Consider the following 23,170-nt stretch of genomic DNA (forward strand, 5'->3'; position numbering starts at 1 on the left):
TTGCGTTCAGACCTTACCGCTGTACGGGTAAATAGACGACAAACCGGCTGCCCTGCCCGGCCTGACTGAAGGCCGTAATGGCCCCGCCGTGATTATCGGCTACTTTTTTACAGATGGCCAGCCCGATGCCCGAGCCCTCATACTGACTGCGTCCGTGCAGACGCTGGAATACCTGAAAAATCCGGTCGCTGTACCGTTCGTCGAAGCCGATCCCGTTGTCGGCAACCGTAATTTCGTAATAAGCCCGCCGTCGTCCGTCGGTAAATTTCGCCTCCATAATAATGTCAGTCAGCGGATATTCGTCAAGTTCTGTACCGACAATCAGCCGGCTGCTGATGTTGATGACCGGTGCCTGGTCGGGTTGCCTGAACTTAATGGCATTGGTAATCAGATTATAGAAAAGCTGATGCAGCTGCGCAACGTCACCCAGAACATCCGGTAGCTTTCCGGTGCCGATTTGCGTGCCGGTGCGTTCGATCTGATCGCTCAGTTCAGCCGTAACCGCCGTTATGATCTCCGCCACGTTGATGAGCGCAAAAGGCTCACGATTGGTCGAAATCCGGGAGTAGGCGAGGAGGTCGCGGATCAGGATCGACATCCGTTCGGAGGAGGCATACATCCGCCGGATAATATCCAGCGCGTTTAGCTGGAGACTGTCGCTGTGCTGGGTCACCAGTAATTCGCCGAAAGACTGGATTTTGCGCAGCGGCTCCTGTAAATCATGAGATGCTACGTAGGCAAACTGGTGCAGGTTATCGTTGGCCAGCCGCAGCTCGCGGTTAACAAGCTCCAGCTGTTGCTGGTGGTGATAGCTGTCAGAAACATCCATTGAGCTCAGCAGGAGCACATTCCCGATTTTAACCAGCGTACAGTCAAACCAGCCCTTTATTTTTTCGCCGAAGTAGGGAAAGAGAAAGCGTTTGGTAAGTCCGTTATGTGCCACAGTAATCATGTGCTGAAACAGAACGGTTTGTTCGATACCGGGAAAAAGAGCACAGAGCGACTGGTTCAGCAATGTCTCGACCGGCCGGCTTACCTGTGATGCTGTCGCCGGGTTGGCAAAAACATAGGTAAAGTCAGTAATGGCAATCCGGTCGCTGCTGGTCTGTGGCTCAAAAATAGCCAGCCCGACCTGGGTATTGTTGAAAATGGCTTCGAAAAAACCGGTCTGTTTTTTCCGGGCCAGTTCGCTTTGTTTCTGGTCGGTGATGTCATTATAGGAAACCATGAGGTTACCGGCGGCATAAACGATGCTGTACTGGCGCCACATGTCATGATCGGGATAGTAATGTTCGCCCGAGACCGGCTCATGTGTTTTGTAGACATGTGCATAAGCCGAAAATAATCCTCGCGTTTCGGTTTGCGGATAGATCTCACGCAGTGTACGGCCAAGGATAGCATATGCCGTTGTGTTAGCCATGCGTAATCCGGCCTCATTTACCATAACGAAACGGAAGTCGTACAATTCGCCGGTTTCATTAAGCATCGGTTCGAAAACGGTTATTCCGCTCAGTGATTCCTGAAACGCACTGCGTACAAACTCCGTCTGTCTGAGCACTAATTGTTGCTGAACCCGTTCTGTATTGTCCTGGATGGATACGATCAGGAGATCGTCCAGCGGCATAACCGACAGATTATGCCAGACAAGCTGGTTGGTGAGCGGGTGTACATACGAATGATCAAACTGAACGGGCTGCTGCGTGTGCAGGCTCTGGCAAAAACGCTCGGTAAGCAGTTGCCGGACCTGATCAGGGTAGTCGTCCTGAAGGCGTCTGCCGGTCAGCTCAGCAGGTTTGATGCCGGTTGTCAGACTATAGGTGCTGTTGGTGTTATGGATCTGAAAATCAACGGGCTGGCCGGCTCCGGATCGTATGGCTTCGTACACAACAATGCCGGTCTGTGACGCATCAAGGATGCGCTGGATGAGTACACTGGTTGAGTGCGTTGTCAGGTTCATTAGTATACGGTGAGTATCACTATTTCAAAGTAAAAATATAAACTTAGTGTAGATGTTCTGCGCCTACAGGCCGGAAAGTACGCAGATACTTGTAAATTTTACATAAAAAAGCCCTCACATGTTTATCAGCGAGGGCTTTTGGTTATCATTATCAGTACTCGACCAGCTTCTCATCGGCTTTTACGGCTCTGGTATCATTCTTGCTCAATCCCAGGACTTCGCGCATTTCGCCGGCGGTAAGCGAGCTGCCGTCATGGCTCCAGCCCGGTGGCTCAAACAGATAGCGGAGCTTCTGCGTAACCGGTCCTGGTTTCCGCAGGTCTTCGCCCAGTTTTTTCCATTCGTGGAATACCAGGTTGCCCGGCGACTGATCGGAAATATTGGTCGTGAGGCCGTACCGGACGGGATCTTCAGGAACCTCATCGGCGAATGTGCCGAACAGCCGGTCCCAGATTATCAGACACATGCCCATATTCCGGTCCAGATACCGCACGTTGGATGCGTGGTGAACACGGTGGTGCGACGGGGTTACCATAAACCACTCCAGAATGCCCAGCTTGCCGATGTATTGGGTATGCACCAGAATGCCCCAGATCTGGGTGGCGGAGTACATAAACACAATATCTTCTGCCCGGAAACCGAACAGGGCAATCGGCAGGAAATAAACAAACCGGTAAAGCGGCTGAAACACCGATGACCGGAAGCCAACTGTCAGGTTAAACTCCTCCGACGAGTGGTGCGTCACATGCACGGCCCAGAATAGCCGGCAGAAGTGATCGATGCGGTGTAACCAGTAAAACGCAAAGTCTTCGAGCAGCAACAGCCCGATCCAGTAGGCCCATGGATTGCTGATTTCGAATAACCGGTGCTGCCATACCCACACCAGAACCGCAACGTAAAAGCCGCGTACCAGCAGATCAAGACTGGCATTGAGCACCGTTAAATACACATTCTGTAAAATGCCTTTAACAGAATACAAATGACGGTGATGTAAATAACTGAGAAGAATCTCAGTGCCGATCACAAGCGCATACACTGGCGTCGTGATCATCATAAGTATAGATTCGCGCGCGCTGACCATAGCCAAGTTGGTGGAAGAAAGTCGGCAAATAAGCGCTATTTGCCGACTCCGACTATGAGAGATATCAATTTTAATAAAATTCTAACGCTTTCCGGCCTACCAGCGGACCTGTCCGTCGCCGGTAACTACCCACTTCTCGGTCACCAGTTTTTCGAGTGCAAACGGCCCGCGGGCGTGCAGTTTCTGGGTAGAAATACCGATTTCGGCACCAAGCCCGAAAACCCCTCCGTCGGTGAAACGGGTGGAGGCGTTGGCATAAACGGCAGCGGCGTCTACCTCGTTCAGAAACCGGTCAATAACGGCCTGATCCTGCGAAATAATGGCTTCCGAGTGGCGCGATGAATAAGTCTGAATGTGCGACAGGGCTTCATCGGGGCCGGAAACGACTTTAACAGCGCATTTGTAGTCGAGGAATTCGCGGCCGAAATCGCCCGGCTGGGCACGATGCAGATTCGGGTAACCGGCTTCGCTCAGAATAGCATAGGCCGTTTCATCGGCAAATACCTCAACGTTCCATTTAGTAAAGTCCGGGATAAGCATCGGAAGAAATTCCGCCGCAATAGCTTCATCAACGAGTGCACAGTCGAGGGAGTTACACACCGACGGGCGCGATACGCGGCCGTTTACGATAATATCGCGGGCTTTGGCCAGATCGGCTGACGCTTCGACATACCCGTGGCAGACACCGGCGCCGGTTTCAATGGTAGGCACCAGCGAGTTCTTACGGACAAACTGAATCAGCGATTCTGATCCGCGGGGAATAATGATATCTACGTAGCGCGTTGCCGTCAGCAGTTCATTAACAACGGCGCGGTCGGGTGGCAGCAGCAGTACTGCCTCGGCAGGTACCCCGAACTCAGCCAGCGTCTGCTGAATCAGCCGGACCAGGATCCGGTTAGAAAAGTCGGCTTCCTTGCCGCCTTTGAGCACACAGGCATTGCCCGAACGCAGGCAAAGCGATGCCACGTCGACAGTGACGTTGGGTCGTGATTCGTAAATGACACCCACTACCCCAAGCGGGACAGCGATTTTCCGTAGTTTCAGTCCTTGTTCAATTGTCCGCTCCAGCAATACGTCTCCGGTGGGGTCGGGGAGGGTTGCTACCGTCCGGAGACTGTCCGCCAGATCGGCGACGCGCTTTTCAGTCAGGCGCAACCGGTCTTTTTTAGGGTCAGTATCGGGCATACGATCCAGGTCTTGCTGGTTTTCGGCCAGAATCTGGCTGGTATGAGCGAGTAAAACATCGGCCAGGCGATTCAGCAGGTCAGTTTTTTGCGAATCACTCAGTCGACGAACCGTTGCAGCAGCCTGTTGGGTCTGCTGTAGCAAAGGAGTGATGGTATTTGTCATTGGAAAATCGACAACGTTCGTCGTGTTTAAGACCTCAAATATACGGATAAATATCTGGTCTGCTGCCGGTTGTTTTCCGGTCTGCGGCACTACGGAACGACGGCCGGCTTACTGCTGTGTCTTAACGGGGAAATATAGGGTAATGGTCGTTCCCTGATTCAGAACGGAATGGATCCGCAGCTGGCCGTGGTGGAGCTGAATGATACGGTGGGTGAGGGCCAGGCCAATGCCATGTCCCTGAATCTGCATGGTGTTTTCCGAACGGTAGAAAGGCTCGAAAATATGCGGCAGATCGGCATCCGAAATCCCATACCCCTGATCAATAAACTGAAGCTTTATTTTTTCCGGAGTAAATGACAGAACAACCTGGACACTATGTCTGGGCGAGTATTTGCAGCCGTTTTCCATCAGGTTCTGGAAAGCAGTTGTCAGCAGCGTGGTTTCGCCCGTCAGCATCAGATCCTCTTCCTGTTCGGGTAGATTATCAAATTGAATATCAATCTGATAGCTTGATTGTTTGTGCAGCACGTTGGTGCGTGCCTGCCAGAGCATTTCATCCACCCGGACGGGATGCAGATCAATCGTTGCGGCATCGGCGCTGACGCGGGCCAGTTCCAGGAGGCCGTTCGTGAGCGAGATCATTTTCCGGACTTCTTCCAGGACGTTTTCCAGGGTTGCCGCATACTCGGTGGTCGTTCGGGGCGACATGAGTGTCACGTCGATCTGGCCCATCATGACCGTCAGTGGTGTCCGCAGTTCATGGGAAGCGTGTGATACAAAACTTTTCTGGGAGATAAAGGCTTCTTCCAGCCGGTTAAGCATCTGGTTGAAGGTATGGGCCAGCTGCGCCAGTTCGTCGCGCTGACGGCCGACCCGCAGCCGCCGGTGAATATTGGTGGCCGAAATAGCATTAACCTGTGTAATAATTTCGGAAACGGGCCGCAGGGCATCGCTGGCAAAAAGCCATCCGGCAATACCGACCACGATGAGGCCGACAAGCCAGCCCAGAAACAGAATCTGCCGTAACCGATCGATTTTGGAGAAGCCATAGCGGTCATAAGCGGTGGCTACCACCACCAGAAGCTGGTTGGTGTGGTCGCGGAAGGTAATACCGACCCCTTCAAAATTACCCTGCTTAAAGAAGAAGACTTTATGCTGCCGGATGTAGATCAGCAGGTTTCCGATATTACTGATCTTCCGGATGGACGTGCTGTTGTAAACGACCTTATTCTGCTCGTTATAAATTGTTACCTGTTCGTCGGACAAGACGGGGAGGTCTTTTTTGGGAACTTCCCCGACATCGTCCCGCAGCCGTACGGTTGTCGTTGCTTTTTCGACTAGCCGTTGCTGAAATTCACTTTCCCGGAACTGACTGTACTGATAGTAGGTAAATACTGAAAACAGCAGCAGAATCGATGCTACCAGCAGGGCAAACAGCAGCGTGAGCCGGGTCCGTATATTCATAGCTGTTATTCTTCTTTCAACATATATCCCATGCCGATAACGGTATGAATCAGGCGGGTAGGGAAGTCTTTATCAATCTTTTTGCGCAGGAAATTTACATACACATCAATAACATTGGTGCCGGTGTCGAAATGAATATCCCACACTTTTTCGGCAATATCGATCCGGGACACAACGCGGCCGCGGTTGCGCATCAGGTATTCCAGCAGGCCAAACTCCTTGGCTGTCAGTTCAATCCGTTTACCGGCACGGCGGGCTACTTTTTCATTCAGGTCGAGTTCGAGATCAGCAATTTTAAGCACGTTTGCCTGCGGTCCCGAATCACTGCCACGCTTGTGAAGCGCCTTGAGGCGGGCCATCAGCTCGCGGAACTCAAAAGGTTTAACCAGATAGTCATCTGCGCCGGCATCGAAGCCGGTCAGCTTGTCGTCTACAGAGCCCATCGCCGTCAGCATGAGTACAGGGGTTTTGACCTGCTGCTGACGCAATGAGTGGACAACGTCAAATCCATTCATTTTAGGCAGGTTAACATCCAGGATAATAACATCGAACGGCTTACTGATTGCCATTGCTCTGCCAATTTGCCCGTCAAATGCCACATCAACTTCACACGACTGTTCTTCCAGTCCTTTTTTGATAAACGAAGCCAGTTTTGGCTCGTCTTCCACTACCAGAATTTTCATATCTGCAACATACATCGTTGGCGCAAATTTTAAAAGTGACTCACTGATTTACTTATCCAGGAATTGGGGCGGAGTTTATCAAAAAAGCCGTCCCGAAAATCGGAGCGGCTTTCTGCTTCTATCCACACCATTTCAAAATGCGGCTTACCTGATGGCAGTAAACCCATTTTGATGTTCAACCTTCCCTTGTAAAGGATCTTTATGAATTACGTATTCAATGTCTGTTTTTAGCGCTTCTGCACGTAGTCTTGTGTGCGTTAGCGTGATACAAAGGTGAGCCTGTAAGATTAAAATGGAGTTAACCGTGGGTTAAAATTCACTTATAATGAGTTGCAAACAAAAAAGCTACCCGGGAACACCCGAATAGCTTTCCGACTATATCCACACCATTTAAAACAGCCTGTTGGCTGTTTGCCTTTGCGCTACAAGAGCGCTATATCTTTGACGTACAATTATGTACTTGATTTACCACTGCTGTTTGTTGTTGCAAATATATAACATGAAATTTAAATCAAAAAATTTCAGACCAATTGCTAAAAAAAAACTTGATTAATAAAAAATGTAAATAAGTGTCAGGTTTTTTACTATGTATTCGGTGCGTTCCTTATCGGTTACACCTTGTGGATAAATGGGGTATTTGTCTGACAGACAAGTAGTTAATCTTTTATGCTTTGCTTCTTCAGCCTTGACCGGCGATACAATCGTATAGAAATGAGTAAGATAAGTATAAAAATGGCCAGACCCAGCAGGCCCCAAAGCAGGCTTAAGGTGTCTTTCAGAACCACTAAAAAAACGATTCCGAACAAAAAAATAGTTGCAACTTCGTTCCATATCCGTAGCTGATTTGACGAATAATGCAGATTTCCCGCCTGTTGCTGACGAAAAATAAGATGCGTCAGGCCATGATAAACATAAAGCCCCGCGACCAGACACAGTTTCCAGATCAGCCATTCCGGTGTTGCTCCATAATTATACCATGTACTGAGTCCCATAATCAGCGTAACAATAGCCGATGGCCAGGTAATACCGAACCAGAGCCGGCGCTGCATCAGCAGCAGCTGGTCCCGCAGGGCAGTCCGGCCGGGTTCCGGCAGCGTGCCTGATTCAACGACGTAAACAAAAAGACGGGGCATGTAAAACAAGCCTGCAAACCAGGTAACTACAAAAATGATATGCAGAGCCTTAACATATAAGAAAGCCATAGTGCCGGTTGTTGGTGAAATCAGCTGCAAGATTACAAAAAAAGCCCCGACCTGTGGATAGGCCGGGGCTCCTGTTTCATAGCGTTGAGTATATTGGTAATCTGTGCAATCGAAAAGTAAAGCGGCTATCAGCCTACTTTAAAAGCGTCTTTGGCCTGTTCTACACCGTCTTTGGCTTTACCGGCCAGTTCGTCTACCTTATCGTTATATTTTTCGCGTGCTTCCTGCTTGTCATAAGCATATTCTTTTTCCGCACGGTTCTGGAAGCCATCCAGTTGTTGTTTCGCTTTATCTGCGTATTGATTAACCTGGGTTTTTGCCTGGTCATAGCCTTGCTTAACTTGCTCGAGGCCTTTTTCCCACTGATCTTTCAGATCCTGTGACCGTTTGTTAGCTTCGTCCGTGATACGCTCACGTGTTTCCTTGCCACTACGTGGGGCAGTCAGAATGCCAATGGCAACACCTGTTAATAAACCAGTCAGAAAATCTCTTGTACTACGCATGATGTTTGTTGGTTTTACTGTGAAAGATGAATGTTAAACCGGAGCTTTACGCTACAAATCAGGTCTACACTGCTCCGGTTATGGTTTTGTCTGCACTACTTATGAATTTTAGCTGCTACGTCTTTTGCTTTTGAGGCAGAAGCATCAACAAATTCATTGTACTGCTTTTTAATGCTGTCGATGCCGTCCTGCAGCTGATCCTGTAAATCATTGAAGAAAGAATCTGTTCCGTCAGCAATTTTTTTACGGGTTGATTTGCCGCTCTTCGGGGCAATCAGAACGCCCAGCGCAACGCCGGCTGCAATACCGATTATTATTCCTGGTAATGATTTCATGGTTCTTGTTGTTTAAAAGATCGTGTGTCAATCAATCGTAATAGACAGAAGAAAAAAGCGTACCAGAACTGAAAATATTTTTTATGTCGATGATTGTCAGTAGATTAGTTTTAAATTGTGGAATCTGATATGTTGATGTCCGGGTATAATTTTCCACATTTATGCCCGGCTATTCCTCAGGCGTAAACAGAAAAGGCCTGCCATCCGGCAAGCCTTTTCTGCTCTTCTTTTTAGCCAGTGACTAATTAGTGCTTAACGAGCTCTTCACGCTCCTGTGCGGCCAGTAATACTGAATCGGCGCCAAGGAAATGCTCAATGTGATGCGCACGGTCTTCTACCTTATACAAAATCTGTTTCAGCAGTGTCTCAGTGGCATAATCCATCCGCTCAGTGGCGTTCTTGATGGACTTGCGCAGCTCAATGGCAATTTTTTTCTCTGCCGCCATATCACGCTCCAGCGACTCCCGGATCCGGAATACGCCTTCTTCTTCGTGTTCAATATAAGACAGTTTATAGACGTTAGTCGGATGACACGTCGGCGCAAAGCCCATCACGGTTAAGCGCTCGGCCAGTTTATCATACTGCTCATGTACTTCGGTATAATTGCCTTCGAAGAACAAATGCAGATCACGGAACTGCGGTCCTTCGACCAGCCAGTGATGTTTGTGGTATTGCTGATGCAGGGTAATAAACGCAGCCAGGTGCCGGTCCAGTTCTTTGGCCATAGCCGTTGCCGTTTCCTTGCTCAGGCCAACCGGATTGTCGGCATACTCTTTTGCTTCGCGGATTTTTTCGTCGATTTTTACTTCCCGGGTTTCCATATCGTGAGTGTAAACTTGTTAATAAGTAATCACCACAGATAACCTATAAATATGGAAGATTGTTGGACGGGACAGCCAGTTATTTTTAGCCCGCCTGTCCATTGACCCACCGGAAAATCGGCGTAAGTTTGATGCATCAAGCTTATGAAATACGTACGGATTTTCCTGAAAATACTGCTGGGGCTGATTGCCCTGATTCTGCTGTTCGCCGTGGCCAATATTGTGCCTGTCGATAATACACCGTATCAGCAGACGGATTTCTACAAAGAAACCGGCAACCGGCTGGCGGCCCTGACCCGGCCCGCGCCGGCACAGGCTCCAATCCAGGCGGGATGGGCCCGCGAGAACCTGACTCCTTCGTTTACAACGCCGACGGGCGGCTACGGAGCACGGCGCGGAAAACACTGGACTGAAGTCCACGACTCCGTTTATGTAAAGGCCGTTGTGCTGGACAACGGGAGCAGCCGTGTCGCCCTGGTGGCCCTTGATCTGCTTATTACACCGCCAACGGTTGCCGAAGCCCTCAAAAAACGCCTGCCGGAGATCGGGTTCCGCTGGGAAAATGTCTTTACCGGTGCCATTCACTCACACAATACGATCGGTGCCTGGGCTCCCGGTCTTGTCGGTGGCCTTATTGCCGGCGAATACGATGAACGGGTTGTGCCGCTGATCACCGACCGTATCCTGAAAGCCATCGACCGTGCGCAGAAGCAGCTGGCGCCTGTGACAATAGGCTACACACAGGCCGACGGCAAGTCGTTGGTCTATAACCGGCTGCTTGAAAACGGGCCGGTTTTCGGCGACATTCAGCTGCTGAAGTTACAAAAGGCATCCGGCGAATCGGCGGTGGTCTGCACGTATGGCGGCCATGCAACGGTGATCGACATGAAGCAATACCAGTACCTGAGCCGCGATTATCCCGGCGCTTTGGTTGATCAGCTGGAAAAGGAAACCGGGAGTTTTACACTGTTTCTGGCCGGCGCCGTTGGCAGTACCGGTCCGAAAATTGACGGACCAGACCGGCTGGCCGCCATGACGCAGTATGCCGATAGCCTGAGCCGCCGCATTGTACCGGCCCTGAAGTCCCTCAAACCGGTTGCTGACTCATCGCTGGGGATGCTGACCCTGCCGTTGACCCTGCGCGATCCGCACGTACGGATCAGCGACGGCCTGCGGGTACGGCCGTGGATTTTCCACGCCGTTTACGGCGATTATCCGTCGGAACTGAAAGCGCTGCGGATCGGGAAAACAGTATTCGTCGGGACGCCCTGCGATTTCTCGGGTATGCTGGTGCCTGCCTTGCAGCCGGTTGCGCGGCAGAAAGCCCTGAATCTGGTTGTTACGAGCTTTAACGGAGGCTACATCGGCTACATAACGCCTGATCAGTACTACCATCTGGGCCGTTACGAAACCAATGATATGAACTGGTTCGGGCCGCAGAACGGCGACTATTTTGTGGAGATGATGTCGGGCCTGATCCGGAAGTTTTAAGCGCCAGGAATAGTATTGACCCGGCAACGGCCGTGACCGAACAAATCCCGGAGAGTTGCTGTTTCTTGATCAGCAGTACAGACCAATAACCCTGGCGATTTTATGAAAGGCTTTCATTTTTCTCAATATGTGCCGCCGGAGCAAAAAAGCGGTAGCAAATTTGATCAGCTGCTGAATATTTTTCAGCAGTTATTGCTCATTACCTCCGGCGATGTCGAGCAGGCCATGGCCTGGATGAATCAGCTGGACCGGCAGTATAGCCTGACCGATGATAAGTACGGGATGGGTGATTTCTTCGACGAGTTGAAGGAGAAGGGCTATCTGACAGAAGAAAATCAGGAGGGCCGTCTGTCTATGACGCCGAAAAGTGAGCAGACCATTCGCCGGAGTGCGCTGGATGAGATCTTCGGTAAACTGAAACGGTCAAAGGCCGGTGGCAACCACCAGACTCCCTACAGCGGGTCGGGCGATGAGCTGAGCAGCGATCTGCGGTCGTACCAGTTCGGGGATACCCTGGAGCAGATTTCGATGACGGAGTCGATCCGGAATGCGCAGATTAACAGCGGTCTGGATGATTTCCGGTTGATGGAACGCGATCTTGAAGTGACCGAAAAGGAACAGAAAACCCAGACCTCGACGGTGCTTATGATCGACATCAGCCACTCGATGATCCTCTACGGCGAAGACCGGATTACACCGGCCAAAAAAGTGGCGCTGGCTCTTGTCGAGCTGGTGAAGCAGAAATATCCGAAAGATACCCTCGATATTGTGGTGTTCGGCAATGATGCCTGGCAGATTCAGGCCAAGGAACTGCCGTATCTGGAGGTCGGACCGTATCATACCAATACCGTGGCCGGTCTGGAACTGGCGATGGACCTGCTGCGTCGCCGGAAAAACAAGAACAAACAGATTTTTATGATCACGGACGGGAAACCGACCTGTCTGAAAGAAGGTATCCGATATTATAAGAACAGCTTTGGCCTTGATCGTAAAGTAGTAGGCAAAACGCTGACGCTGGCTGCGCAGTGCCGCCGGCTGGATATTCCGATTACCACGTTTATGATTGCCACGGACCCGTACCTGAAGCAGTTTGTGCAGGAATTTACGAAAGTAAATAACGGCCGTGCCTATTACAGTGGTTTGCAGGGACTGGGCAACATGATGTTCGAGGATTTCCAGCGCAACCGCCGCAAAAACATCAAATAACGTAGAGACGCAATATTTTGCGTCTCATTTTGCTGCCATTTTTTGTTTTCCGGAGCAATGTAGAGACGCAAAATATTGCGTCTCATTTTTACCCTGCCATTTGCCGTTTCCCTGTTTTGCCCTGTTATTTACGGCTTTCCGGACGATGCTGAGACGCAAAATATTGCGTCTCTACTGAAGTTTAAAATCGTCGCCGGTGCAGACGGTGCCGCCGTCGTTGGTAACACAGATCGGGCCGTCGGTAGCGTCGGCGGGCACGGTGACAATCAGCGAACTACCCGACACGCGGAAGGTCGCTGCCGTTGATTTACCGCCGCCGAATTTGATCGTCTTCACCGTAGTTAGATTCTGACCGGTTAATGTGATTTCCGCGCCGGCCTTGCCTGTTAGCGGCGCAAAACTTAGTCCTGCGGGTAGCATCGTGACGTTGAAGCTGGCCGTCGAACAGGTTGTGCCGCCGTCGTTGGTAATGCAGACCGGACCGTCAGTGGCATCTGCCGGAACGGTAACGATCAGGGCAGTACCCGACACGCGGAACGTGGCGGCGGCCGATTTGCCGTTGCCAAAACGGACTTCTTTCGTTGAAGCCAGATTTTGTCCCGTAATGGTCAGGCTTGACAGGACGGCCCCGCTGGAAGGTGTAAAAGCCAGTGCCGAAGGAGGAAGCAGCACGTTGAAGGCCGTTGTTGAACACACGGTTCCGACACTGTTGGTAACACAAATGGTTCCGTCGGTAGCGCTGGCCGGCACCGTAACGATCAGGTTGTTGCCTGAGACACGGAAGGTGGCGGCGGCAGATTTGCCCCCATTAAACCGGACTTCGGTCACGTCCTGTAAGTTCTGACCACTGATAGTTACCGCACTGCCGATGCTGCCGCTGGCCGGGCTGAAGGTAATGGCCGACGGTGCTCGTTGAACGGTAAAGGCGGTCGGCGTGGTCAGCTCGCCTGCGTCATTCACGATTTTGATGGTACCGGTCTGTGCATCCGACGGTACTTTTACCCAAAGCTCTTCATCCGTATTTTTTCCGTCATTGACGGCACCACCCGCACTGCCGGCAAAAAATACGCGGGCGTCCTGCAGAAAATCACCCTGAATAACCACACGGCCGGCTACCTGTTGCCGGGGCGTAAACGACGTTACAACAGGAGGCAGAATAATGGTTACGTTCCGGGCATTGCTGTTGCCGGCGCGGTTGCTGACCACTACTGGACCAGACGTAGCGTCGGCCGGTACGATGGCGCGGACCTCCGATCCTTCGGTTCGGGCCGAGATGGTAGCTGTTTTGCCGTTGACCTTTACATCGGTAATGCGGTGCAGGTTCGGACCGGTAATGACCAGTTCCCGTCCTCTGATCTGCCGCGCCGGACTAACCGTCAGTGCGCCGGGAGTCAGGATGGCCAGAAACGGTTGCTGACTGGTGGTCGTACCGCCAATGCCGCTCAGGGTCACTGACTGATCACCGGACTGGGGCAGGGCCGGAATGGTCACCTCCAGCTGGGTATCGCTGATGATCCGGAACGTAGCAGTGGTACTGCCGATTTTCACCTCGGCGACATCGCGTAGATTCCGGCCGGTAATGAGCAGTTTATCCCCCTGAATGCCTTCGGTAATGCTGAGGCCGGTTGCATCTACAATCGGTGGATACGCCAGTATGATACTGTCGGCACTGGTCGCGACCAGCCGGTCAAAGGTAGTCACGGTAAGTTTGCCCGATGAAGCATTGGCCGGTACCACCGTACGGATTTCCGTGTCGCCTGCCTGCGTCTGGGTAGTTGTAACACCATTGATTTTAACGACCCCGTTGGCCAGATTTTTGCCCTGAATCACGATTTCCTGCCCGATGCGGGGGCGTTTGGGCGAAAACGACGCGATTTCCGGTGTACCGGCAACAATGAAGTCGGCCGTTACCGAACCGCCTTCTGTTTCCAGATACAGTTTCTGGAGTCCGGGTTGTGCGTTGGCCGGAATTGTTACCGAAACGGATTGTGGGTTGATGACGGCTGACTGAGTAGCCGGAATTACGCCGAAACGGACTATTTTCAGGTTATCCAGAAAATCGCCGGTAATGATTATGGAAGCGCCCGGTAAGCCGTTAACCGGCGTAACGAGCGTCAGGACCGGCATCGGTTGCAGGACGGTAAACGCCACAGGATCAGAGGTGCCTTCCTGATTGATGACCTGGATCTGCGTAGGGCCCGTCTTCATCCGGGGGACGGTGACGGTCATGGCCTGGTCGGTAGTACTTTTTATGGAAGCTGCCACAAACGTCCCGCTTTGTCCGAACGTAACATTCGGATCATTGCCGAACTGGAAACCGGTCAGGATAATGTCCTGCCCGATGGTAGCGGCTTTTGGCGTTACGGCGGTTAATTCAGGGGGGTATTGTTTGACCCGGCAGGTCAGTACGGAAACTGACAGCAAAACGAGCCAACAAAGCGTACACAAAGATTTCATAAGCACAATTCGTCCAGCAGTGTAATCGGTGTGGGCCGTAAAGTTAGGGAATTTAGCCGAACAGACGGTCTAAACCGGCTGCTTGATTGTCCTGATGCCGGCCGCTTCTGATGCGGGTGGGCTGGCCGGCTGCCGGTTTCTTGCGAATAGCAGAGGGGACACAAGCGTAAGGCTCCCCCGTTGAGTCGTGTCGCCACTGACGGCATTCTGTACATCCTGTAATCCTGTCAGAAATGACGTGTCAAAAAAAACGTCCCGTTCAGACAGCGCTCCCGAATCCGCATAAAATTCCGTACCTTTGTGCATTATTTATCAACGAAATACAACCGGATTGCCGGTATTACTGAATGGTAACTGTATCCAACGTCTCGCTCCGCTACGGAAAGCGGGTGCTGTTTGACGATGTCAACATTAAATTCACTCCCGGTAACTGTTATGGCGTGATTGGGGCCAACGGTGCCGGTAAGTCAACGTTTCTTAAAATTTTATCCGGCGAAATAGAAGCGCAAACCGGTTCGGTGTCGATCGGCGCCGGCGAACGGATGTCGGTACTGAAACAGAATCAGTTTGCCTACGACGAATTCCCTGTCCTGCAAACGGTCATCATGGGTAACCAGCGGCTGTACGACATCATGCAGGAGAAGGATGTGCTGTATGCAAAAACTGATTTCACGGACGCCGATGGTGAGCGGGCTGCTGAACTGGAGGCTGAGTTTGCCGAAATGAATGGCTGGGATGCCGAGTCGGATGCTGCCACGCTGTTGTCGGGTCTGGGTATCCGCGAAGACCTGCATTATACCCAGATGGCTGACCTGAACGGGTCGGAAAAAGTACGGGTCCTGCTGGCACAGGCGCTGTTTGGTAACCCTGACATCCTGCTGCTTGACGAACCGACCAACAACCTTGACGTTGAATCGTCGATCTGGCTGGAAAACTTCCTTGGCAATTTCCAGAACACGGTGATTGTGGTATCCCACGACCGTCACTTCCTGGATCAGGTGTGTACGCACATCGTCGACATCGACTTCAGCAAGGTGAAGATGTATTCGGGTAATTATACGTTCTGGTACGAATCGAGCCAGCTGGCCCTGAAACAACGCCAGGATCAGAATAAAAAGGTAGAAGACAAACGGAAAGAACTCGAAGAGTTTATCCGCCGTTTCTCGGCCAACGCCTCAAAATCGAAGCAGGCAACCAGCCGCGCGAAATTGCTGGAAAAACTGACTATCGACGATATTCAGCCGTCATCACGGAAGTATCCGTACATCAACTTCAAGCCGGAGCGCGAAGTAGGTGACCAGATCCTGACCGTTGAAAACCTGACCTATACCGCCGAAGACGGCACGAAGCTGTTCGAAAATCTGTCGTTTACCATCAACCGGAACGATAAGGTATTCTTCTACAGCCGTGACGGTCTGGCCGTTACAGCGTTGTTTGACATTCTGTCGGGTGAGCGCAAGCCGGATTCGGGCACGTTCCGCTGGGGAGTTACCATCACAATGGCTTACTTCCCGAACGATAACGGCCGCGACAAGTATTTCCAGGCAGATCAGAACCTGGTTGACTGGCTGCGTCAGTTCTCGGTCGAAAAAGACGAAAGCTTTATCCGTGGCTTCCTGGGCCGGATGCTGTTCTCGGGCGAAGAATCGCTGAAGAAAGCGACGGTACTGTCGGGAGGAGAAAAAGTACGGTGTATGCTGTCGCGGATGATGTTGTCGGGAGCCAACGTACTGGTGTTGGATGATCCGATTAACCACCTTGACCTCGAATCAATCGAAGCGGAAAACCGTGGTCTGATCGACTTTAAAGGGCCTGTACTCTTTACGTCGCATGACCACCAGTTCGTTCAGACGATTGCCAACCGGATTATTGAAATCACGCCGGCAGGTACCATTGACAAGCTCATGACATACGACGATTACATCTCGGACAGCCGCGTAAAAGCGCAGCGGGAAGAGCTGTATGGCGCCGTTGCCTAAGAAATAATACCTACATTGGCCTGTATCTTAACTAACCGCGTTGCCGGTGGGTTTAGGTACAGGCTTTTTTATTGCCCCTTTACTAATCGCTACTTATGAAAGGCTTTTACTGCGTACTGCTGCTGATTATTTCGAATACATTTATGACACTGGCCTGGTATGGCCACCTGCAGGTAAAACAATGGCCGCAACTGGCCAAACTGTCCCTTTTCGGCGTAATTGCCCTGAGCTGGGGGCTGGCCTTTTTCGAATACGTGTTTCAGGTGCCGGCCAACCGGATTGGCTCCGACGAGACCGGCGGGCCGTTTTCCCTGTTTCAGCTGAAGGTTATTCAGGAGGTTGTCTCGCTGACGGTATTTACGCTGATGACGGTATACCTGTTCAAGTCTGATAAGCTGGCCTGGAATCACCTCATTGGCTTTGTTTTTCTGGTCATTGCCGTCTTTTTTATTTTCAAAAAATAGTAATTTGTCCATACTATGAAACACTTTGACGCCATTGTGATTGGTACCGGTTCGGCAGGCTCAACCGTTGCCACTGCCTTGTCGGAAGCGGGTAAAACCGTTGCCATTATCGACGATATGCCGTTTGGCGGTACCTGCTCGCAGCGCGGCTGTGACCCCAAGAAAATACTGGTCGGTGCAGCGGAGATTGTCGCCCGGGCGCAACATATGGCTGACAAAGGCATCATTAACCAGCCCAAAGTGGACTGGCAGTCGTTGATGGCGTTCAAAAAAAACTTCACGGACCAGATTCCGGTCAATACGGAGCAGAAATTTGCGGATGCCGGTATTGCCATGTTTCATGGTACGGCTTCGTTTACTGACAACCAAACTATTCAGGTTGGGGAGGAGACGCTGACGGCTGACCATATTGTACTGGCCAACGGGGCGAAACCGGTAAAACTTGATATTCCCGGCGAGGAACTGCTGATCGACAGCACCGGCTTTCTGGCTTTGGAAACGCTGCCGGAGTCTATTGTCATGGTCGGTGGCGGTTACATTGCCTTTGAGTTTGCCCACATTGCCGCCCGCGCCGGTGCTGACGTAACGATTCTGCACCGTGGCAGGCGGCCTCTCGAAGGCTTCGACGCCGATCTGGTTGCCTTGCTGGTAAAAGCCACTGAAGCGGCCGGTATCCGGGTAATCCTGGAAGCGTCGGTTACGGAAGTGTCAGCGCCAGGCGAGGGGTTTCGGGTGAGTTACCGGAAAGGAGACGAGACCGCGTCGGTGCAAACGGCCCTTGTCGTACATGCGGCGGGACGTGCTCCGGCAGTAGGAGCCCTGAACCTGGAGCGGGCAGGTGTCGAAACCGGAAAGAAAGGCATCAAGGTAAACGAGTACCTGCAATGCCCGGGGAATCCGGCGGTGTATGCCTGCGGGGATGTGGCCGAAAAAGGCCTGCCTCTAACGCCGCTGGCCGGTTATGAAGGCCGGTTGGTAGCCAGAAACATTCTGGAAAACAACGTGGATACCTTTGATAACGCAGCCGTACCGTCGGTCGTTTTTGCCCTTCCGCCGCTGGCGTCGGTGGGTATGACGGAGGAGAAGGCGCGCGAAACCGGCAAAACGATTACCGTTACATACGCCGAAACCGGTGACTGGTATAGTTCCAAACGCATTAACGAAGGCATATCCGGCTATAAAACCATTGTCGACAAGGAAACGGGACTACTGCTGGGGGCGCACCTGCTGGGCGACCACAGTGAAGAAGTAATAAATCTGTTTGCGATGGCCATGAAGTTCGGGATACCGGCCGGCCAGCTTGAAAAGACCATCATGGCTTATCCGACGCGCAGTTCCGACATCCGGTATATGTTTTAGCCGTTGGTTGCAGGTTTCGGTACGGAAATTGTAAATTAGCTCATACCTAACTTTACAATTCCGTACTATGGCCCAGCGTAAGCCGTCGAAAACAGCCGTTCAACCAGAAAAACGAACCCAACCCGCCTCCGTTAACGTATCTTCTCCTGCGCCATCGCCCGAAAACGCCGCTAACAGCGCCTTAGTATTGATGGGGGTGCTGGCCGTCGCCGTGCTGGCGGCGTTCTCTTTTGGCTTTAAAAATGATTTTGTCGATTGGGACGACATGGAATATGTGGTCGAGAACCCGCTGTTCCTGTATCCGGACGTCTATGGCTGGGGCAGCCTCTGGAAAGCCGTTGTTGCGCTGAACTATCATCCGCTTACGGTGGTCAGTCTGGCCCTGAACTATAAGCTGTTCGGGCCGTCGGCTACGTCGTTTATCATCACAAACGTACTGATTCACCTTGGCAATACACTGCTGATTTATCGTTTTGCACAACGCCTGCTACAGACCGGACCACTGCCGAAGCTGGCCGCAACGCCGTGGGTCGCCTTTTTTACGGCCCTGATCTGGGGCGTACACCCGATGCACGTTGAGTCGGTTATCTGGGTGTCGGAGCGGAAGGATGTCTTGTATACGTTATTTTTCCTGCTGGCCTGCCTGACCTATCTGCGTTACCGGCGCGAAAATGTGCGTATGTGGCTTTGGGTAACCCTTGGCCTGTTTGTGCTCGCCTGCCTGTCGAAGGCAATGGCGGTGGTGCTGCCGCTGGTGCTGATCCTGATTGATTACTGGCAGGAGGGAAGCGGTCCGCGCAGGGCCTTTTCGCCGGCTGCTCTTGCCGAAAAAGCCCCTTTTTTCCTGCTGTCACTGCTTTTTGGCTGGATCGCGGTCAATGTGCAGAAGGGCGGCGATTTCTACGGTGTGCTACAGATACTGGAACAGAAAAGTGCGGTAAGTGCGTTGCCGTTTTCGTGGCGCTGGCTCATATACGGCAGCTACGGCTTTGTAATGTACCTGATCAAACTGGTTGTGCCGGTTGGCTTGTCGGCCTTTTATCCGTATCCCGACCGGGTTGCGTTTGTGCCGGTGGCGGGGATTTACTGGGTTGGTCCGGTCGTATTTGCGGCGGCACTCGGGCTACTCGCCTGGGGCCTGATGACCCAAAAGCGGTTGCTGGTATTCAGCCTTGGCTTTTTTCTGGCAACGATCATACTGGTCCTGCAGTTTATGACCGTCGGCACGGCGATGATGGCTGACCGGTACAGTTACCTGCCCTACTTTGGCCTGCTGTTTGGTAGTATCGCGTTTCTGTCCAATATACTGCCGGCGAATCCGTCAGGACAAACGCAGTTCAGGCTGGTGGCCGGTGTGTTTGCGGTAGTCTTTTTTTACCTGACCACCAAACAGGCTGCGGTCTGGCACGATACCGAAACACTCTGGAACCACGCGCTGACCGAATATCCGGCCTGTGACCAGATTCACGAAGGACTGGGGGATTATTACGGCAAACGGAATGAGCTCGACAAGGCAATTGAACACTTCTCGGCCGCTTTGGCCGACGGTACCGAGCGCTTTCATGTGTACGAGGGGCTAGGCAATGCCTATGGCCTGAAAGGAGAGCTGGATAAGGCCATTCCGATGTTCGACAAGGCCATCAGCATGAACGGGAGCCGCAGTGATTTGTTCTACAACCGGGGTATTACCATCATGCGGGCGCGTCCGGATGAAGCGGTACTGAATTTTGATAAAGCGATGCAGCTTGATCCGGCCAATGATACCCTGATCCGGCCGAACCGAGCCTATGCGCTACTGCTTGCCAAACGGTATCCGGAATCAATTGCTGAGTATAACACAGTGATTCAGTCCAAACCGGCTGATGCCACGGCCTGGCATAACCGTGGGGTCTGCCGCTTCAATACCGGAGACCGTCCGGGGGCCATCGCCGATATCCGCAAAGCCATTACCCTTAAACCGGATTACGCCGAAGCCCGGTCAAACCTTCAGGCGATTAACCCGTAGGGGCGACCCCACGTGGTCGCCCTGATTAGCATATGGTCGCCCTGAAAATGCATTTAGGGCGACCCGTGTGGTGATAGGGCGACCACGTGGGGTCGCCCGTACAGATCACCGGTTAGGGTTGTTTGAAGCCAACGAAGGCGGCGAAGCCCAGGAACAAAATCAATATGGCATTGATGATCAGATCCAGGGTGTCGCCAAGGCGCACAACCGGCGGATCGAAATGGAAGTTGATCGTGTGCTTGCCGGCCGGAATCCGCATGGCCCGCAGCGTGTAATCGGCCCGGACATGTGGCACTTCCTTGCCATCAATCGTCACCTTCCAGTCGCTGTCGCCACGGTAGTAAATTTCCGAGAATACAGCAAAACGCTCGCCTGTGGCGTTGCTTTCGTAGGTCAGGTTATCCGGAATATATTTCGTCAGCTGAATTGTACCGGTTGTGTCGAGCGAGGCCGGTAAGCCCGTCAGCTGGCTGGCAAAACGCTTATCGACAATGGCTGTTGCGCGTGGGTTGAAGGTCTGAATGGCCGCGATTTCGTCGTCGGCATTGGCAACCTGCTGTACCGATTTAACAAACCACGCATTGCCCAGTGCTTCGGGGTTCAGCTGCGCAACCGGTGCACCACCCTGACCGGTCGAATCCATGCTTTGCTGGATGATGTATTTGGCATTCAGCATGTTCAGGACGGCCAGCGTGTTTTTCGGGAACACATATTCAATCAGGTCCTGATAACGGTGCAGCTTAGCCGCGTGATACCCGCCGATTGATTTGTGGAAGTACGATACCCGGTTGCTGCTCATAAAATCGCCGGCCTGCTCCCAGACACGGTAGTTCAACGACTTATCCTGTAAAATCTGCTGATCGGCAGGGGTCGGCTCAAACTGAACGTTAACGTCTGATTTCGAAATAAAGTCCTGATTGTTCAGATAGCGTTTATCCACGGCAAACAGGTCGATGATGGCCAGCGCCAGAATGACCGGATAGAGAATAACCGGTTTCAGTTTATTGGTCGCAAACAGGAACAGCGCACCGGCCGCCAGGGCAATAAAAATAAACGAGCGGAACGCATCGCTGCGCAGCACGCTGAGCCGGTCCTGCGCCAGCGCGTTAATAAACTCACCGGCTGCCTGTCCGAAATACTGCTCCAGAAACGCCTGATCGGTAGCCTTGCGGAACGTAAAGAATGTACCCCCCAATACTGCCAGAATCAACGCCAGACCGCCGGTGGCAATAAAGCTGATCATTAATGGTTTACGCAGCTGCGCGAAGGTTGGCTTCTGGTCAACCAGCGCCTGTATGCCGAGGGCAGCTCCGGCGGCAATAAACAGCTGAACCAGGTTGAGCGCCATCGTTACGGCCCGGAACTTATTGAAATAAGGCAGCAGGTCGAAGAACAATCCGTTGATAAACAGCAGGTTTTTTCCGCAGGCAATGATCAGCATCAGCACCGTTGAGGCGAGCAGGTACCATTTAATGCGGTTTTCGGAGAAGACCATGCCCAGTATAAACAGAAAAACCAGCACCGCACCGGCATAGGCCGGTCCGCCGTTGATCGGCATATCGCCCCAATACACCGGTGCCCCCAGTTCGGCAAACTGTTTGGCCGCCGAGGGATCGACGCCCCGGTTGACCATGGCATTGTAGAACGCCGACGATTGATCAAGCCCGCCGTTCGACGCACCGCCATACACGTTCGGAATCAGGAGCGTCAGGATTTCCGGCAGTTCGTAGCTGTAGGAAAAGGCATAGCTTTCGTCGAGGCCATTCTGCGGGGCGGCTTTAGCGGTTGCCTGCCCCGGTTTGCCCTGCGCGGTTGTTTTAGCGGTTAATTCCGTACCGCCCCGGATCGATTCTTTAGAGTATTGATTCAGCACCAGCAGACGTTTGCTGAAGCTGCCGGCACCGATGCCACCCGCCACCAGCAGGACCGCCAGAGCAATGCCAAGCTGCTTACCGTTACCGCTGCGGATCAGGTGAATACCTTCGAGCAGCACGTAAATGCCGATGGTCATGAAGAGGTAATACGTAATCTGAACGTGGTTTGCCCCAATCTCCAGACACATAAACAAGGCTGTCAGGGCACCGCCGACAACGTATTTGCCGCGCATGGTAAGTATGATACCGGCCAGAATACCAGGCGCGTAGGCCAGGGCCATTACTTTCGAGACGTGGCCGGCGTCAAGGCTGATGAAGATATAGGAGCCCATGGCATAAGCCGCCCCGCCCAGAGCAGACGCCCAGCGGTTGATGCCCATTACCTGAAGCAGAATATAGGTGACCAGCATACAGACGAAAATAAGCGCTACCGAGCTGGGTAAAACGCTTAATACCGCACTGACTGTATTGCCGACAAATGTGTTCGGATAATCAAAAGCAAGCATGTAGGCGGGCATACCGCTGAAAACGGCATCGGTCCACAGGGGGAATTCTCCGGTCTGGGCTTTAAAATTGCGCAGCTCCATAGTTGCCGCACTACCTTGCCGGACATCGTTCATCTGTAGTTCTTTACCCTGCCATGCCGGTAAAAAGTAAATGGAGGTCAATAGCAAAAAGCCCAGCACCACGATCAGATGCGGGCGGATACGCTGAAAAAACGAGGGTTGGTTCATAGAAGAATTTAGCAGTTACAGCAAAGATAGGATTTAAAGAGTGAAAGAGCGAAAGAGGTAAAGAGCGAAAGCGTGCGGTAACAGTAGGGCACATGGCGTTTTGACGAGTGGAATAGCTGCCACGCTCTAAAAAGAGAAAGAGTGAAAAAGCGGTAAGCAACCGGATGGTGCCGCTCTTTCACTCTCTCACTCGTTCACTCTTTTA

General features: G+C 52.2%; 17 protein-coding genes. 6 read left to right on the forward strand and 11 right to left on the reverse strand.

Going from position 1 to position 23,170, the window contains the following annotated elements:
* Positions 1-13: 13 nt before the first annotated feature.
* From AC23NW_RS05440 to AC23NW_RS05480, 9 genes are all read right to left on the reverse strand, one after another.
* Positions 14-1,957 carry a PAS domain-containing sensor histidine kinase gene (locus tag AC23NW_RS05440; RefSeq protein ID WP_487448186.1) on the reverse strand — a complete coding sequence of 648 codons (1,944 nt, stop codon included), beginning with the start codon at positions 1,955-1,957 and terminating at the stop codon, positions 14-16.
* A gap of 151 nt (positions 1,958-2,108) precedes the next feature.
* Positions 2,109-3,011, reverse strand: a complete 903-nt coding sequence (locus tag AC23NW_RS05445; protein WP_487448187.1) for a sterol desaturase family protein — start codon at positions 3,009-3,011, stop codon at positions 2,109-2,111.
* Positions 3,012-3,134: 123 nt separating this feature from the next.
* Entirely contained in the window at positions 3,135-4,388 is a 1,254-nt protein-coding gene (locus AC23NW_RS05450) for a glutamate-5-semialdehyde dehydrogenase (protein ID WP_487448188.1), read from the reverse strand.
* Positions 4,389-4,496: 108 nt separating this feature from the next.
* The gene (locus AC23NW_RS05455; RefSeq protein ID WP_487448189.1) at positions 4,497-5,852 is read right to left on the reverse strand and encodes a HAMP domain-containing sensor histidine kinase; all 1,356 of its coding nucleotides are present in this window, start codon (positions 5,850-5,852) and stop codon (positions 4,497-4,499) included.
* A 5-nt stretch (positions 5,853-5,857) separates the two neighbouring features.
* Positions 5,858-6,535: a response regulator transcription factor gene (locus AC23NW_RS05460; protein ID WP_177225842.1), complete on the reverse strand. Its 678-nt coding sequence runs from the start codon at positions 6,533-6,535 to the stop codon at positions 5,858-5,860.
* Positions 6,536-7,191: 656 nt separating this feature from the next.
* Positions 7,192-7,737: a CopD family protein gene (locus AC23NW_RS05465; protein ID WP_487448191.1), complete on the reverse strand. Its 546-nt coding sequence runs from the start codon at positions 7,735-7,737 to the stop codon at positions 7,192-7,194.
* 128 nt (positions 7,738-7,865) lie between these two features.
* Complete coding sequence (locus AC23NW_RS05470; protein ID WP_487448193.1) at positions 7,866-8,240, reverse strand: YtxH domain-containing protein; 375 nt, start codon at positions 8,238-8,240, stop codon at positions 7,866-7,868.
* A gap of 95 nt (positions 8,241-8,335) precedes the next feature.
* Positions 8,336-8,575 carry a YtxH domain-containing protein gene (locus AC23NW_RS05475; protein WP_487448194.1) on the reverse strand — a complete coding sequence of 80 codons (240 nt, stop codon included), beginning with the start codon at positions 8,573-8,575 and terminating at the stop codon, positions 8,336-8,338.
* A gap of 245 nt (positions 8,576-8,820) precedes the next feature.
* A complete protein-coding gene (locus AC23NW_RS05480; protein ID WP_487448195.1) occupies positions 8,821-9,396 on the reverse strand; it encodes a ferritin-like domain-containing protein in 576 nt (191 codons plus the stop codon).
* A 144-nt stretch (positions 9,397-9,540) separates the two neighbouring features.
* On the opposite strand from AC23NW_RS05480, the gene AC23NW_RS05485 reads away from it, so the two are divergent.
* Together AC23NW_RS05485 and AC23NW_RS05490 are read left to right on the forward strand one after the other, a co-directional pair.
* On the forward strand, positions 9,541-10,887 hold the full coding sequence (locus AC23NW_RS05485; RefSeq protein ID WP_487448196.1) for a neutral/alkaline non-lysosomal ceramidase N-terminal domain-containing protein: 1,347 nt from the start codon (positions 9,541-9,543) through the stop codon (positions 10,885-10,887).
* Positions 10,888-10,989: 102 nt separating this feature from the next.
* Positions 10,990-12,093, forward strand: coding sequence for a vWA domain-containing protein (locus AC23NW_RS05490; protein ID WP_293845868.1), 1,104 nt, complete (start codon positions 10,990-10,992; stop codon positions 12,091-12,093).
* Between the two features lie 171 nt (positions 12,094-12,264).
* Here AC23NW_RS05490 and AC23NW_RS05495 read toward each other — a convergent pair whose 3' ends face one another.
* The gene (locus tag AC23NW_RS05495; protein WP_487448199.1) at positions 12,265-14,550 is read right to left on the reverse strand and encodes an IPT/TIG domain-containing protein; all 2,286 of its coding nucleotides are present in this window, start codon (positions 14,548-14,550) and stop codon (positions 12,265-12,267) included.
* 347 nt (positions 14,551-14,897) lie between these two features.
* Between AC23NW_RS05495 and AC23NW_RS05500 the strand changes: the two genes are divergently transcribed.
* From AC23NW_RS05500 to AC23NW_RS05515, 4 genes are all read left to right on the forward strand, one after another.
* Positions 14,898-16,529, forward strand: a complete 1,632-nt coding sequence (locus AC23NW_RS05500) for an ABC-F family ATP-binding cassette domain-containing protein (protein WP_293840934.1) — start codon at positions 14,898-14,900, stop codon at positions 16,527-16,529.
* 95 nt (positions 16,530-16,624) lie between these two features.
* Entirely contained in the window at positions 16,625-16,993 is a 369-nt protein-coding gene (locus AC23NW_RS05505) for a DMT family protein (RefSeq protein WP_293840931.1), read from the forward strand.
* 15 nt (positions 16,994-17,008) lie between these two features.
* A complete protein-coding gene (locus AC23NW_RS05510; protein ID WP_487448202.1) occupies positions 17,009-18,352 on the forward strand; it encodes a dihydrolipoyl dehydrogenase family protein in 1,344 nt (447 codons plus the stop codon).
* Between the two features lie 67 nt (positions 18,353-18,419).
* The gene (locus tag AC23NW_RS05515; RefSeq protein ID WP_487448204.1) at positions 18,420-20,357 is read left to right on the forward strand and encodes a tetratricopeptide repeat protein; all 1,938 of its coding nucleotides are present in this window, start codon (positions 18,420-18,422) and stop codon (positions 20,355-20,357) included.
* 112 nt (positions 20,358-20,469) lie between these two features.
* Here the strand turns inward: AC23NW_RS05515 and AC23NW_RS05520 are convergent, their stop codons facing one another.
* Positions 20,470-22,965: a YfhO family protein gene (locus tag AC23NW_RS05520; RefSeq protein ID WP_487448206.1), complete on the reverse strand. Its 2,496-nt coding sequence runs from the start codon at positions 22,963-22,965 to the stop codon at positions 20,470-20,472.
* Between the last annotated feature and the right edge of the window lie 205 nt (positions 22,966-23,170).

The sequence above is a fragment of the Arsenicibacter sp. R0_47 genome (assembly GCF_057652235.1).

Coding starts and splice junctions, on each gene's coding strand:
- AC23NW_RS05465 (WP_487448191.1), bottom strand. CDS start 7,737: ATGGCTTTCTTATATGTTAAGGCTCTGCATATCATTTTTGTAGTTACC.
- AC23NW_RS05470 (WP_487448193.1), bottom strand. CDS start 8,240: ATGCGTAGTACAAGAGATTTTCTGACTGGTTTATTAACAGGTGTTGCC.
- AC23NW_RS05460 (WP_177225842.1), bottom strand. CDS start 6,535: ATGAAAATTCTGGTAGTGGAAGACGAGCCAAAACTGGCTTCGTTTATC.
- AC23NW_RS05505 (WP_293840931.1), top strand. CDS start 16,625: ATGAAAGGCTTTTACTGCGTACTGCTGCTGATTATTTCGAATACATTT.
- AC23NW_RS05455 (WP_487448189.1), bottom strand. CDS start 5,852: ATGAATATACGGACCCGGCTCACGCTGCTGTTTGCCCTGCTGGTAGCA.
- AC23NW_RS05485 (WP_487448196.1), top strand. CDS start 9,541: ATGAAATACGTACGGATTTTCCTGAAAATACTGCTGGGGCTGATTGCC.
- AC23NW_RS05450 (WP_487448188.1), bottom strand. CDS start 4,388: ATGACAAATACCATCACTCCTTTGCTACAGCAGACCCAACAGGCTGCT.
- AC23NW_RS05495 (WP_487448199.1), bottom strand. CDS start 14,550: ATGAAATCTTTGTGTACGCTTTGTTGGCTCGTTTTGCTGTCAGTTTCC.
- AC23NW_RS05515 (WP_487448204.1), top strand. CDS start 18,420: ATGGCCCAGCGTAAGCCGTCGAAAACAGCCGTTCAACCAGAAAAACGA.
- AC23NW_RS05490 (WP_293845868.1), top strand. CDS start 10,990: ATGAAAGGCTTTCATTTTTCTCAATATGTGCCGCCGGAGCAAAAAAGC.
- AC23NW_RS05445 (WP_487448187.1), bottom strand. CDS start 3,011: ATGATGATCACGACGCCAGTGTATGCGCTTGTGATCGGCACTGAGATT.
- AC23NW_RS05475 (WP_487448194.1), bottom strand. CDS start 8,575: ATGAAATCATTACCAGGAATAATAATCGGTATTGCAGCCGGCGTTGCG.
- AC23NW_RS05440 (WP_487448186.1), bottom strand. CDS start 1,957: ATGAACCTGACAACGCACTCAACCAGTGTACTCATCCAGCGCATCCTT.
- AC23NW_RS05510 (WP_487448202.1), top strand. CDS start 17,009: ATGAAACACTTTGACGCCATTGTGATTGGTACCGGTTCGGCAGGCTCA.
- AC23NW_RS05480 (WP_487448195.1), bottom strand. CDS start 9,396: ATGGAAACCCGGGAAGTAAAAATCGACGAAAAAATCCGCGAAGCAAAA.
- AC23NW_RS05500 (WP_293840934.1), top strand. CDS start 14,898: ATGGTAACTGTATCCAACGTCTCGCTCCGCTACGGAAAGCGGGTGCTG.
- AC23NW_RS05520 (WP_487448206.1), bottom strand. CDS start 22,965: ATGAACCAACCCTCGTTTTTTCAGCGTATCCGCCCGCATCTGATCGTG.